The organism is Pseudomonas sp. GM102 (assembly GCF_000282555.1).
In the GTDB taxonomy this organism is placed as follows: domain Bacteria; phylum Pseudomonadota; class Gammaproteobacteria; order Pseudomonadales; family Pseudomonadaceae; genus Aquipseudomonas.
In genome coordinates this window covers 1-13,596 of sequence record NZ_AKJB01000123.1, presented here as the reverse complement: position 1 = coordinate 13,596, position 13,596 = coordinate 1, and the positions used below count along the sequence as shown (strand labels likewise).

At 60.0% G+C, this 13,596-nt stretch carries 13 protein-coding genes; 8 read left to right on the top strand and 5 right to left on the bottom strand.

Annotation, left to right across the window (positions count from 1 at the left end):
* Positions 1 to 193: 193 nt before the first annotated feature.
* From PMI18_RS03485 to PMI18_RS03500, 4 genes are all read right to left on the bottom strand, one after another.
* Positions 194 to 1,789 carry a DHA2 family efflux MFS transporter permease subunit gene (locus tag PMI18_RS03485; RefSeq protein WP_007906454.1) on the bottom strand — a complete coding sequence of 532 codons (1,596 nt, stop codon included), beginning with the start codon at positions 1,787 to 1,789 and terminating at the stop codon, positions 194 to 196.
* A complete protein-coding gene (locus PMI18_RS03490) occupies positions 1,786 to 2,883 on the bottom strand; it encodes an HlyD family secretion protein (RefSeq protein WP_007906449.1) in 1,098 nt (365 codons plus the stop codon). The genes PMI18_RS03485 and PMI18_RS03490 overlap by 4 nt, the downstream gene beginning before the upstream one ends.
* Before the next feature lie 98 nt (positions 2,884 to 2,981).
* Entirely contained in the window at positions 2,982 to 3,395 is a 414-nt protein-coding gene (locus PMI18_RS03495) for a cupin domain-containing protein (RefSeq protein WP_007906447.1), read from the bottom strand.
* A gap of 43 nt (positions 3,396 to 3,438) precedes the next feature.
* On the bottom strand, positions 3,439 to 4,191 hold the full coding sequence (locus PMI18_RS03500; protein ID WP_007906445.1) for an SDR family oxidoreductase: 753 nt from the start codon (positions 4,189 to 4,191) through the stop codon (positions 3,439 to 3,441).
* A gap of 258 nt (positions 4,192 to 4,449) precedes the next feature.
* Between PMI18_RS03500 and PMI18_RS03505 the strand changes: the two genes are divergently transcribed.
* A complete protein-coding gene (locus PMI18_RS03505) occupies positions 4,450 to 6,039 on the top strand; it encodes a winged helix-turn-helix domain-containing protein (protein ID WP_007906440.1) in 1,590 nt (529 codons plus the stop codon).
* A gap of 137 nt (positions 6,040 to 6,176) precedes the next feature.
* Here the strand turns inward: PMI18_RS03505 and PMI18_RS03510 are convergent, their stop codons facing one another.
* Positions 6,177 to 6,875, bottom strand: coding sequence for an ion channel (locus PMI18_RS03510; protein WP_007906439.1), 699 nt, complete (start codon positions 6,873 to 6,875; stop codon positions 6,177 to 6,179).
* 396 nt (positions 6,876 to 7,271) lie between these two features.
* Between PMI18_RS03510 and PMI18_RS03515 the strand changes: the two genes are divergently transcribed.
* From PMI18_RS03515 to PMI18_RS03545, 7 genes are all read left to right on the top strand, one after another.
* Positions 7,272 to 8,261 (top strand): aldo/keto reductase, encoded by a 990-nt coding sequence (locus PMI18_RS03515; protein ID WP_007906437.1) that lies wholly within the window; start codon positions 7,272 to 7,274, stop codon positions 8,259 to 8,261.
* Positions 8,258 to 8,836, top strand: a complete 579-nt coding sequence (locus tag PMI18_RS03520) for a flavodoxin (RefSeq protein ID WP_007906435.1) — start codon at positions 8,258 to 8,260, stop codon at positions 8,834 to 8,836. Before PMI18_RS03515 ends, PMI18_RS03520 begins: the two co-directional genes overlap by 4 nt.
* A 59-nt stretch (positions 8,837 to 8,895) precedes the next feature.
* Complete coding sequence (locus PMI18_RS03525) at positions 8,896 to 9,381, top strand: (R)-mandelonitrile lyase (RefSeq protein WP_007906433.1); 486 nt, start codon at positions 8,896 to 8,898, stop codon at positions 9,379 to 9,381.
* A 233-nt stretch (positions 9,382 to 9,614) separates the two neighbouring features.
* Positions 9,615 to 10,388: a carboxymuconolactone decarboxylase family protein gene (locus PMI18_RS03530; protein ID WP_007906432.1), complete on the top strand. Its 774-nt coding sequence runs from the start codon at positions 9,615 to 9,617 to the stop codon at positions 10,386 to 10,388.
* 127 nt (positions 10,389 to 10,515) lie between these two features.
* On the top strand, positions 10,516 to 11,460 hold the full coding sequence (locus PMI18_RS03535) for an alpha/beta hydrolase (RefSeq protein ID WP_177319039.1): 945 nt from the start codon (positions 10,516 to 10,518) through the stop codon (positions 11,458 to 11,460).
* 54 nt (positions 11,461 to 11,514) lie between these two features.
* The gene (locus PMI18_RS03540) at positions 11,515 to 12,570 is read left to right on the top strand and encodes an alpha/beta hydrolase (protein WP_007906423.1); all 1,056 of its coding nucleotides are present in this window, start codon (positions 11,515 to 11,517) and stop codon (positions 12,568 to 12,570) included.
* Between the two features lie 80 nt (positions 12,571 to 12,650).
* Positions 12,651 to 13,550: a LysR family transcriptional regulator gene (locus PMI18_RS03545; RefSeq protein ID WP_007906421.1), complete on the top strand. Its 900-nt coding sequence runs from the start codon at positions 12,651 to 12,653 to the stop codon at positions 13,548 to 13,550.
* The last annotated feature ends 46 nt before the right edge of the window (positions 13,551 to 13,596 follow it).

Here is a 13,596-nt window from a genome sequence, read left to right as displayed (position 1 = left end):
AACTCCTCCAACTAATACGCCTAACTACTATTTGGCGACATCACTGTCGCGTTTAAAAGCAACAGTGATGTCGTATAACGTTCCTTGTCATCCTGCAAGCCCTTGTCTAGCCTGGAGGAATTGCAGCAACGCGACATAGCCCAGGGAAACGAGGTGACTGTAGGAGCTGTCGAAGGCTCGGGCCGGGGCTGTCTCACGCAACTGCTCGTGAAGCGCGCACTTTCTCGTATCGCGCGAATCCGATCTTGATGCCGACCAGAATGGGGGCGGCGATTACAAACAGCAGGGCCACGGCGACGAACGCTGTGTCGAAGGCAATCACCGTGGACTGACTTGTCACCAACCGGCTCAGAAGGCTCGTCGCTGCCCGGCCCGCGGCCACTGCATCCATTCCTTCCGCGCTCAGCATGGCTGTCGTGGTCGTCATCCGCTCGATGACCGCGGCCCCGCCTGGGGTGACGTTGGCGCCGAGGACCACGGCATTGGTGACGACGTTATGGTCGATCAGTGTCTGGAGCCCTGCGACCCCGATAAGGCCACCCAACTGGCGCCCCGTATTGAAAAGGCCTATTCCGCCAGCGAGGTTTCGGCTGTTGAGGTGGCTGAAAGCGATCAGCGTGATCGATAGAAACAGGAAGCCAAGCCCCAGGCCGCGTAACAGGATGGCTGCCATCATGTCGTCCGCGCCGCTTTCGCTGGTCGAACCGGACAGCATCCACATCGCCACCATAATCATCAGGATTCCAAAGGGCACGGTGGCGAATGGCGCAACGCGGCGGGCCTGCATGAGCCAGGCCGATATGAGCAGCGCGCCGACAAAAAACGCGCCACTGGGCAACAGCAGCTGACCGGCATCGGTAGGCGTGAATCCGAGGACCGACAGGGCGAACGCCGGAATCAGGAACGCACTGCCGAACAAGGCGGCGCCGGCGACAAAACTGACGATAAAGGCGAAGGAAAAATCGCTCGTTTTGAACAGGGTGAAGTCCAGCAGCCCCTGCCCTTTGGCCAACACTTGTTGGCCGAGAAATGCCAGCATAGCCGCGGTGCCGATCACCGTTAGCCACAGGATGCGCGGCTCCTCGAACCAGTCCCATCGGCTGCCCTGACTGAGAACGTAGGTGAAACACAACAGGGCGATAGAGATCAGCGAGAAGCCGATCCAGTCAAACGGACGGTGCCGGGCCTTGGCGGGCATTGGGCCGTCTGCGATCAGCACAAACCCGGCAGCCGCCAAGGCAATCGGGACAACGCTGAAGAAGATCCAAGTCCAGGATTGGCTATCGATCAACCACCCTTGAAGCGCCGGGGCAAGCGTCGCGGGCGCGACAACGGACCCCATGGCAAACAGCGCTTGAAGGATGGGTTGATGGGACCGTGGAAAAGAGCGAAATATGATCGCCTGGCCCCCGACCAGCAGGGTGCCGCCGGCGAAGCCCTGGATAACTCGAAGTGCAACCAGCAAATCCAGCCGAGCGGTGATCGCGGCAATGCCACACGCCAGGCCCATGACCAAGGTTGAGCTGATGATCACATGACGCGCAGCGAAACGGTTCATCAGCCAAGGGGCGGTCATGAACCCGATCAGCTTGAGCGCGATGTAGCCGATATCCAGCCAGGCAAACTCATCAGGCGTTGCATAGGTGTCGCCGATGATGTCGCTGCGTCCGAGCGACAAAACGGTGCTGGCGATCGCTTCCGTCAGCGTGGCGAGCACGATGCCCGCCATGAGCAGGACACCGGTCGTGGCGCTGGCATTGCTCCGCGTGGCGCTGGCAATCGTGCTCATGAGCCGTCCCCTTGCGCAACCTCGACACGCGCGGACAGGCCAGGGACGATACGACCCGGCAACGGGTTGTGGGCAAGGCGGATCTTGACCGGAACCCGCTGCACGACACGCACAAAGTTTCCTGTTGCGTTGTCTGTGGGCAGCAAGCTGAACGCCGACCCGCTACCCGGTGCAAAGCTGTCAACCACGCCTTCAAGTGCCCCGTCGGGATAGCCGTCCACCGTGATGCGCACGCGCTGACCGGGGCGGATATGTTCGAGTTGGGTTTCCTTGAAGTTCGCCACGACCCACACATCATTGACCGGCACGATATCGAGCAAGGCCCCTCCCGGCGTAACGAACCGGCCGACGCGGACCTGACGGTTACCGATAACGCCATCAACAGGCGCGTGTACCACGGTGCTGTCGAGATCGATCTGGGCCAGATCGCGCGCGGCCTGTGCCTGCGCCACAGCAGCGACGGCAGCTTCTCGCTGGGCCACAAGGACGGTGATGCGTTGCTGTTGAGCCTCGACCGTTGCCGAAGCTGCCGACACCGTCGCCTCGGCTCTGGAGCGTGCCGTGCCGGTTTCATCGACCAGGGCCTGGCTGACCGCGTGACTGACGATCAGTTTTTGGCTGCGATCATGGGTCTTGGTCGCCAGATTCATCTCGGCGGAGGCCGAGCGTCGCTGGGCTTCGGCCTGTCGAATCAGAGCACGCTGAAGCTGGGTTTCGGCATCGACATGGGTCAGGCGAGCCTCGGCAGCACTGACATTGGCCACTGCCTGCGCAAGCCGTGCGCGATAGTCCCGATCGTCAATCCGAAACAGGACGTCACCCGCCCGGACGGTCTGGTTGTCCTCGACCTCGACCGCCGTGACATAGCCAGCAACCTTGGCCGCGAGCGAGGTGAGGTCGCCGCGCACATAAGCGTTATCGGTGGAGGTCGAACCGCTCGAAAACGCCATGGCCCATCCGCCGGCCACGACCACCACGGCGCCGATGCACAGCAGGATGCCGATCATCTTTCTCTTGCTTTGCCGCGCCACCACGACAGGGATCTCGGCGCTTGCGCCGGTGGCAATGGCGGCCTTGTCCTGAAGCGAGTTCATGTTCTTGTTTCCTGTTCAATGCCAAGGATTCGCAGCAGCCACAGGACGGCAGTGACCTGCCGCCCGGCTGTCGAGCGTCGATGAGCGCGTTGATCGGCTCACTTTTTGATGGGGGTGACGAGCTCCTTTTCGTTGCTGTCGAGGACGAACACGGCCAGCAGGCGAGCTGGCTTCGTGTCGCTGGCGTTGGCGCTGACTTCGTGCACGGAGCCCGGCTCTTCTACGAAGTTTTCGCCGACGTTGTAGATCTTTTCCGGCTCGCCTTTGACTTTGATGCGAAACGAGCCCTCCAGGACCGTGGCATAAATGAACGCCGTTTTCGGATGGGTGTGGGACGGCGACGCGGCGCCCGGCCCATACTCGACCAGCACGCCCTTCATGCTCTTGCCAGGGAGGTTGGGAATGGGCCGATCGAATACGACCGTCACCTTGCCTGCGGGCGGCTCGGCGGCCGACGCTGCGCTGATCGACAGCGCCGCGAAGGCAGCGGCCAAGAGAAATCGGGTAACCATGGCAATGCTCCTTGATGCGTAGGTGGTGTGAGCGCGCGGCCCGTTACCGAGCCGTCGACTGACCGAGCCAGTCCTCGAAGCGGACCGCGCCCAGGCGTGGGTTCTTGCCGGGGGTCAGCGATTGATCGTCGAGCACCGAACCGAAGTAGCGCGCGTGCACGTCCGGCACCACCTTGCGCGTGTCCTGAGTAGCCCGCAGGAAGCGCCTGACCAGTTCGTCGAGCGGCATGGCCTCGGGACCGGCGACTTCGACCGTGCCATTGACCGGTGTTGCCAGCGTGACCTCGGTGAGCGCCGCCACCACGTCGTCGGACGCCATCGGCTGGATCAGCGCCGGCGACAGGCAAATCTCCTCGCCGACGGTGGCCGCCTGCGCAATGCCGCCGACAAACTCGAAGAACTGCGTGGCACGCAAGATGGTGTAAGGAATGCCGGACGCCTTGATCAGGTTTTCCTGCGCGACCTTGGCCCGGAAATAGCCATTCTCGGGAAGCCGTTCACTGCCCACGATCGACAGGGCCACGTGATGGCGAACGCCAGCGGCCGCCTCGGCAGCCAGCAGGTTACGGCTCGACGTTTCGAAGAACTCGAGAACGGCCTGGTCTTCCCACGAAGGCGCGTTCGCCACGTCGACGACAATATCGGCGCCATCCATCGCCTGGGCCAGGCCTTCACGGGTAATGCTGTTCACGCCCGTGCTGGGGGCGGCTGCGAGCACGTCATGGCCGCGCTCGCGGAGGTTGTGCACAAGTTTCGATCCGATGAGGCCGGTGCCTCCAATGACGACGATCTTCATGGTTTCTCTCCGCTTCTCGACTGCAACCATTGCTGTCGACGTAGATCGAGAGTGCCAGTGCGCGTCAGGAACGTCCTTGTACCGGCCTTGATTTTGCCTTCAAGGAAGCTTGGTTTTTCGTCCAGAAAAACAGTTATTCGACGGGTCTCCCTTGCCGCAAACGGTGCAGCGGGTCAGGCGCTGCCGTATTATCGATACCACTTACCCACCGCCAGCTCAGACACGGAGTCGAGGGCGCTCGACCAGGGGATCCTCACCTTGCAATTCGTGTTTGAAGACTACGTGCTCGATCAGCAGCGCCGGGAACTGACCTTGCGCGGGCAAGTCGTGGCTGTCGGGCCGCAGGTCTTCGATCTATTGCTGCAACTCGTCAGCAACCGCGATCGCGTCATGAGCAAGGACGACCTGCTCAAGGCCGTGTGGAGCGGCCGGATCGTCTCGGAATCGACCATCACCAGCCACATCAATGCGGTGCGCAAGGCCATCGGCGATACCGGCGAAGAGCAACGCCTGGTGCGTACGGTTGCCCGTAAGGGATACCGCTTCGTCGGCGAGATCAAGGTGGATGAGGTCGGGGAAACGCGACAGCCTGACATCGAAGAACCCACGCCCGTGGACCTGAAGCAAACGCCTGCGCCCACCCTCGTCCTGCCGGACAAACCCTCCATTACTGTCCTGCCCTTCCACAACCTGAGCGGCGATCCGGAGCAGGAGTATTTCGCCGACGGCATGGTGGAGGACATCATCACCGCCCTGTCGCGTATCCGCTGGCTGTTCGTCATCGCACACACTTCAAGCCTCACCTACAAGGGTCGGGACGTGGACGTCCAGGGCGTCGGCCAGACGCTCGGCGTGCGCTACGTGCTGGAAGGTAGCGTGCGCAAGTCCGGGAACAAGGTACGCATCACCGGGCAACTGATTGACGCGACAACCGGGACGCATATCTGGGCGGAGCGCTTCGAAGGCATGCTCCACGACATTTTCGAGCTGCAGGATCAAATCGCCGAAAGCGTCGTCGGCGCCATAGCACCGCAGCTGGAACGGGCGGAAATCGAGCGCGCCAAGCGCAAACCGACGGAAAGCCTGGACGCCTACGACTATTACCTGCGTGGAATGCCGAAACTGCACAACGGCACCCGCGAAGCCATCGAGCAAGCGCTGCCGTTGTTCTACAAGGCCATCGAGCTCGATCCGGAGTTCGCCTCGGCCTATGGCATGGCAGCCTGGTGCCACTTCTGGCGCAAGTTGAATGGCTGGATGACCGATCGGACTCAAGAGATCGCCGAGGGCGCACGACTTGCGCGTTTGGCGGTGGCGCTCGGCCGGGACGATGCGGTGGCGCTGACGCGAGGCGGACATGCACTCGGCCATCTCGCCGGCGATGTCGATGGCGGCATTGCCCTGCTCGACAGGGCACGCCTGCTCAACCCCAACCTCGCCCCCGCCTGGTACCTGGGCGGAATCCTGCGCGCACTGCGCGGTGAAACAGATGCCGCCATTGCGGATTTAACCCATGCCGTTCGCTTGAGTCCGCTGGATCCGGAAATGTTCAGGATGCAGGTTGGAATGGCACTCGCACACTTCTTCGCCGGACGCTTCGATCCCGCTTCCGCCTGGGCGGAAAAAGCGCTGGGTAACCTGCCCTGCCTCCTGGCATCGGTTGCCCTGATGGCGGCCAGTCATGCACTCAGCGGACGCATGGACAAAGCGAAGCAAGCGATGCAGCGTTTGCACGAGCTGGATCCGTCCTTGCGCGTCTCCAACCTGAAAGACTGGCTGCCAATCCAGCGTCCTGAGGATCTTGCGCGGTTTGCCGATGGGTTGCGGCTGGCTGGGTTGCCGGAGTGACTGTGGTTCGGTGAACTGCGAATGGCTTGCTAAAGCCAACGCAGGAATTCCCTACCGTAGGAGCTGCCGAAGGCTGCGATCTTTTGATCTGAAAACAGAAAAGCCCGGTCGCTGGGCCATCAGCAATCGGTCGTCCGTCACTTAGCCTGATTCGATGGATAAAGACCGGCAAAACGAGCGATCACAACACCAACGTAAAAGACGCCTGAAAACTCTTCGACCATTACCAGTGAGCGGGCGTGATTGGTCAACGGGATAACATCTCCGTAACCCGTGGTTGTGAGCGTCGTGAGGCTGAAATAGATTAATTTGAAAAACGTGCCAGGCTGTGCGAAGTCGAGGGGAACAGGACCGAATGAGCCAGCGCTGTATATCTCCACCAGGGCATAAACGAAGGACCAAACGAAAGCCAGCATGATGTAACCCGCCAGCGCGCCATGCAGCTTGCCCGCTGTAATTGGCCCCCGCTTGAGAATGTAGAAAAGCACTCCGCTAAACGAGACGGCAAGAGACGCCGTATACGCTATCCCGGCAAGGCTAAGAATCGCGATACTCCCTGCCCATAACGCCGTCCATTGAAGGCCAACCCCAAGCAACGCCAGGCCCAGTTTGAGAATGAACCCCCGCCGAGTCTGCCGGGTGGCGAAAGCCCCCACGAGCAGCACGATCGAAAAAAGAATGCCGAGCAAGGTACGAGCAAATATACCTTCCTCAAGAAAGGGAAACAGAAGGATCAACCCTAGCAAGAGCAGCAATAGATAGGTGTAGGGACCTTTCCCCATAATCAACCGAGCTAATTCCTCGTCGGGTTCGGCATTATTTTGAGGATTTGTCATATCGGTTTCCCAGAGGCTGACGTAACGCTCGATGTCTGACCGTGCACAGTTGAAATCTGACTTGGCTTTAGAGTAGTCGGCGGTGAAATCCTTGAGTGGCGGCTATGGGTTGAATTCTGCCTGTCAGGAAGGGCAGCGGTCGGCCACAAGCGAACTCTCGATTATTTCCTATCGAAAGCGGACGCTAAGCCTGTTCCTCTGCCGGGAACAGAATTCTGCATGGGAAATGAGCAGTCCTTACACGGAGCGCCTGCGCGTTAGTGAAGACCCAGTCGCCACTTTCCCCCTCCGTTGGGACTGATGAGCAAACCTCATGAACCCTTGCCGATTTTCCCATCTAGTGCCCACTTGTTAGCTCGCTTACTGTTCCCCCAACGCGAACGTCGGGAGATCGAAATGCACAAGCGCACACTCGGAAACGGTGTACTTGAAGTGTCAGCCTTGGGCTTGGGCTGCATGGGTTTGAGCCATGGATACGGCCCGGCGACGGACACGCAACAAGCCATTGCGTTGATCCGCTCGGCGGTTGACCGAGGCGTCACGTTCTTCGATACCGCCGAGGTTTACGGCCCTTACCTGAATGAGCAAGTGGTGGGTGGGGCACTGGCGCCGGTTCGCGATCAAGTGGTCATCGCCACCAAGTTCGGCTTTACCTTCGGTGCCGACAATAAACAGCAGATTCTCAACAGCCGCCCGGAGCATATTCGGGTCGCTTTCGAGGGTTCATTGCGCCGACTGAAGACCGATTTCATCGATTTGCTTTATCAGCATCGGGTTGATCCGGACGTGCCTATCGAGGAAGTCGCCGGTGTAGTGAAGGCGTTGATTGACGAAGGCAAGGTCAAGCACTTCGGCCTGTCGGAAGCCGGTGCGCAAACTATTCGCCGTGCTCACGCTGTGCAACCAGTCACGGCGCTCCAAAGCGAATATTCGTTGTGGTGGCGTGAGCCTGAGCAGGAAATTCTGCCGACACTCAAGGAGCTAGGGATCGGCTTCGTGCCGTTCAGTCCGCTGGGCAAGGGTTTTCTCACCGGCACAGTGTCGACGGAATCCACTTACGGCAGCGACGATTTTCGCAGCATCGTGCCCCGCTTCAGCCAGCCGGCACTGCTAGCCAATCAAGGGCTGGTGGTGTTGATCCGCCAGATCGCGGCGCAAAAGCAGGCCACTCCGGCGCAGATCGCGCTGGCTTGGCTGCTCGCCCAGGCACCGTGGATTGTGCCGATTCCCGGGACGACCAAGTTGCATCGACTGGAAGAAAACCTCGGCGGCTCGGACATCAAGCTCGACGCGGCCGAACTCAAGGCTATCGATACGGCACTGGCGCAAATACACATTGAAGGCGAGCGGTATCCCGAATCTCTCAAGGCGCGCGTCGGGCGATGAGCAACGATCATGATCCGCTGCGGCGCACGATCATTGCCGCGCTTGCGAGCGCCCCGCTGCTGGCGCTTGCCGATACGCAAACCGACAGCGAAACGCCGCGTTCGGGGTCGAGGATTCTGGTGGCGTATTTTTCGCGCTCGGGTAATACCCGCGTAGTCGCCGGGCTTATCCAGCGCGGGTTGGGTGCCGATCTCTTCGAGATTCGCCCGGCCGACGCCTATCCCGAGGATTATCTGCAAACTGTGGAACAGGCGCGCCAGGAGCGCGACAGCGGCTTCGAACCCGAGCTGGAAAGCAGGGTTCGCGCACTGGCCGACTACGACACGGTCTATCTCGGCTTTCCGATCTGGGGAGAAACCGCCCCGCCGATCGTGCGTGCGTTTCTGAGCGCCCACGACCTGTCCGGCAAAACCCTCATCCCCTTCAACACCCACGGCGGATACGGATTGGGCAATAGCCGCCGCGTCCTCGAAACACATGCGCCGAAGTCCAGACTGATGGATGGATTTGTGATGGAGGGTGAGCAAGAGCGCAAGACCATGGAACGCGTGAATGAATGGTTGAGCGGGCTCTGAGCCTGCCCTGCGCTGCTCTGTTTGCGGAGCAGCTTCACTGTCTGACCGGAGTTCATCCGATGAACCAATTGATCGCACCACTCGTTGCCCTATCGCTCTTGACCGCTGAAGCCCAGGCCGCCGGCGAAATCCGCATCACCCAGAATGGCTCTCAACCTTCGATCAAGGGCGCGGCGGAAACCTTCACCGGCTCGGTACGCGTTGATGGTCTGTTCAAGGGGGACCTGCCGGCGCGCATCGGCGGCGGCACGGTGACCTTCGAACCCGGAGCGCGCACCGCGTGGCATAGCCATCCGCTGGGACAAACACTGATCGTCACCGCAGGGATCGGCTATGTGCAGCAAGAGGGTGGCCCGCGTCAGGAGATCCGTCCGGGCGACATTGTCTGGATTGCGCCGCACATCCGTCACTGGCATGGCGCCACAGCCAGTAATGGGATGACCCATATCGCGATCGCTGAAGCCGAGAACGGCAAGACTGTGACTTGGGCAGAAAAAGTCTCCGATGCGCAATACGCCGGTCAATCGCCAGCACAAGACCGGTAAATGAGGTTACGGAATGTGTCGACGCCTCTCGCTCGGCACTTTCGGGGGATGCCACCACAAACCGTGAAGCCTCCGCTCCTGCTGCTCGACGTGAGGTTTTCAGCGGTAATTGAAAAGCCGATTCATGAGTTCTACTCAGGAGTCCTTGCGCAATATTGGGGTTAATCGCCACAACCATCCTCCGTACGATCTAGCGATATCGCAGAGACCAGCAACGGACGGAGCCTTTCACGATGACTACTGACGTACACAAGACCAGTCCTCTCCCCGCGCTGATGGCGCTGTGTTTAAGCCTTGGGGCGATGTTCAACGTTACCACTCAAACAGCCGAGGCATCGCCAGCCATGACCAGCACGCAAGCCACCGCAGAAACGCTGTCGAGCAAACAACAGGCCATTCCCCTGATCGCAGCGTTCATGGCGACCAGCGACATGCCCAATCTCAACGCGGCGCTCAACCAGGGTCTCGATGCAGGCCTGACCGTCAGCGAAATCCGGGAAATATTGGTTCAGCTTTATGCCTACGTCGGCTTCCCGCGCAGCCTCAATGCCTTGAACGAGCTGATGACGGTAGTGCAAGCGCGCAAACAACGCGGCATAGAGGATGCACTGGGGCATGAGCCGGGCCGGGCCATTCCAACCGGTGATGATCTGCTGGCGGCCGGCACGGCGAATCAAACGAAAATTTCCGGTGGCCCGGTCAAAGGGCCGGTGTTCGAGTTCGCCCCGGTGATCAACCGGTTTCTGCAAACCCACCTGTTCGGCGACATCTTCGAGCGCGACAACCTCGACTGGCAAAGCCGCGAACTGGCGACCGTCGGGGCGCTGGCGGCGACGCCGGGAGTTGAATCGCAATTGCGCTCGCACATGCTGGCGAGCCTGCGCGTGGGGCTCAGCGCGGCACAGTTGCGCGAGGTTATCGAGCGGCTGAAGGCGCACGGCGATGCGCAGACTGCCAAACGTGCGAACACGGCGCTGATGCAGGCACTCGCGGCCTCGGGGAAATGACATGAAGCCTGCAAAAAAACTGCTGGGCATCACTCTGCTGAGCCTGTTGGCGGCATGTGCGAACCAGCCCGATGGCTCAGGCTCATTGCTGATTCAGACACAAGGCAGCTTCGCCGCCGGGGGAACGATGACCACCGCGCCGGGAATATTCAATCCGCGCAAGCCGATGACGCCCGACGGCCAGACCTACCACGGAGACCACGCCTACGCGTTCTACCAAATCCCGGTCGATGCGCGAAAACTGCCCATCGTCATGTGGCACGGTGCGGGTCAGTTTTCCAAGACCTGGGAAACCACCGCCGACGGCCGCGAAGGCTTTCAGAACATCTTTCTGCGCCGCCACTACGGCGTCTATCTGATCGATCAGCCTCGGCGTGGCGATGCCGGGCGAAGCATGGTCGAGACGACGCTCAAACCTGTGCCGGACGAACAACTGTGGTTCAACCAGTTCCGCATCGGCCTGTGGCCCAACTATTTCAATGGCGTGCAAGTGGCTCAGGATGCGCAAACCCGCGAACAGTTTTTTCGTGCGATGACGCCGAACACCGGGCCGTTCGACATGGGCGTGGTTTCCGATGGCGTGTCGGCGCTCTTCGACAGAATCGGCCCAGGCATTTTGTTCACTCATTCGCAGGGCGGCGGACCGGGCTGGCTGACGGCGATCAAGAACGACAAGGTCAAGGCCATTGTGGCGTTCGAGCCTGGCAGCAGCTTCATGTTTGCCGAGGGTGAAGTGCCGGCGCCGATACCCAGTGCGTTCGACACGGTGCAAGGCACGGCGGTGCCAAAGGAACAATTCATGGCACTCACGCGCATTCCGATCCTGATCCTCTACGGCGACAACATCCCGGAACAAGCCGTTGACCTCCCCGCACAGGACAGTTGGCGCGCTCGGCTGAAGATGGCCCGGCTATGGCGTGACGCGGTCAATCGGCACGGCGGCGACGTACGGCTGATTCACTTGCCGGAGATCGGCATTAACGGCAATACCCACTTCCCCATGTCGGATTTGAACAACGTGCAAATTGCCGATCTGGTGTCGAGTTTTCTCAAAGAAAAACATCTGGATTGACCAGAGCACACGCCATTTTTTTGAACTTCCCCCTTGATCGCTCAGGAGATTCAAGTGAAAAACACCATTCTGAAAGCCACGCTCATGTCGGCGCTGGTCGGTCTCTCGGCTGGCGAAGCCGGGGCTGCGGACTACAAAAAGAACCCGTTTACGTTGGCTTACGACGGCGCCATTACCAAGAACGAGCCCGGCAAGGTCAACATCCACCCGGTCAGCTACAAGCTCAATGGCCTGGACATCGCTGCCAATGTCTACACGCCTACCAACTACGACGCGAAGAAGAACTATCCGACCGTGGTGGTGGCGCACCCCAATGGGGGCGTGAAAGAGCAAGTGGCCGGTTTGTATGCCCAGCGACTGGCTGAACAAGGCTATATCACGATCACCGCGGATGCCGCGTATCAAGGCGCAAGTGGCGGCCAACCGCGCAGTATCGACAAGCCTGCGTACCGCATCGAGGATATCCACGGCATGGCGGACTTCATCACGCAGTATGCGGGCGTCGACGGAAAGCGTCTGGGCCTGCTCGGCATCTGCGGTGGCGGTGGTTACTCGTTGGCTGCCGCGCAAACCGACAAGCGATTCAAGTCGGTGGCGACGCTCAGCATGTTCAACTCTGGGCGGGTTCGTCGCAATGGCTACAATGACTCGCAACTGGACAGTATCCAACAACGTCTACAACAGGCTTCCGCTGCCCGCGCCCAGGAAGCGGCCGGCGGCGAGGTGCTTTATTCGGGTGATGCCAACCTCACAGACGAGCAGATCGCCAAACTGCCGTTCGCCTTGTATCGCCAAGGTTACGAGTACTACTGGAAGACCCATGCCCACCCTAACTCGACCTTCAAATACACCACGAGCAGCCTGCTGGATCTGATGCGCTTCGACGCCACCAACCAGATCGAACTGATCAACCAGCCATTGCTGATGATCGCGGGCAGCAAGGCCGACAGCCTGTACATGACCCAGGATGCGTTCCCCAAGGCCACCGGCACCAAGGACAAGGAGTTGTTCATTATCGACGGCGCCACGCACATCGAAACCTACTGGGTTCCCAAGTATGTGGACGCTGCACTCGGCAAGTTGACGCCGTTCTACGCCAGAACCTTGTGATGGGTTCGTTGTGGTCGCGCATTCATGCGGAACCTGATTACATAGAATAATCCCGCGCTCCGCATGAGAGGTTCTCATCAATGTCCCGCGCCAACCTCAACGATCTGCAAGCCTTCGTGGTCATCACCCGCGAAGGCAGCTTCACTCGTGCTGCCGCACAGCTGGGCGTCTCGCAGTCTGCGCTGAGCCATACAATGCGTGCTCTTGAGGCACGGCTCGGCGTTCGACTGCTGACCCGAACCACGAGGAGCGTCTCCCCCACCGAGGCCGGTCAGCGGTTGTATCAGTCCATGGCGCCGCGGTTCGACGAGATTGAACTGGAACTGGCGGCGGTCAGCGAGTTTCGCGATACCCCTGCCGGCAATGTGCGTATTCAAGCCTCCGAACATGCGGCAAACAACATCCTTTGGCCCAAGCTGTTGAAGGTGCTTCCCGCCTACCCGGATATCAAGGTCGAGATCACCGTCGACTACGCCCTCTCCGACATCGTCGCACAGCGCTACGACGCCGGTGTGCGTCTGGGCGATCAGGTGGCCAAGGACATGATCGCCGTGCCAATCGGCCCGCCGTTGCGCATCGCCGTTGTGGGATCACCTGAGTATTTCAAACAGCGGCCTTATCCGAAGGAGCCAGGTGATCTGGCCGCACATAATTGCATCAATTTGCGCCTGCCCACCCATGGGAGCCTGATGCAATGGGATTTTGAAAAGGATGGTCACGAACTCAAGGCACGTGTCGAAGGGCAATGGACGTTCAACAGTAGCGTACCGATTCTGCGCGCTGCCGTTGCGGGATGCGGTTTGGGTTTCCTGCCGGAAGATATGGTTGCGAATGAACTTGCCGACGGTAGCCTTGTGCGGGTGTTGGAGGATTGGTGCCAACCCTTTTCTGGTTACCATCTTTACTACCCCAATCGCCGTGAGCACTCGTCAGCGTTAGGCGTCGTGGTTGATGCATTGCTCTATAAGAAAACGAGATGAATCTGCTCTTTGCTATAAACACTCCCCCACAAAAAAGCCCACTGAC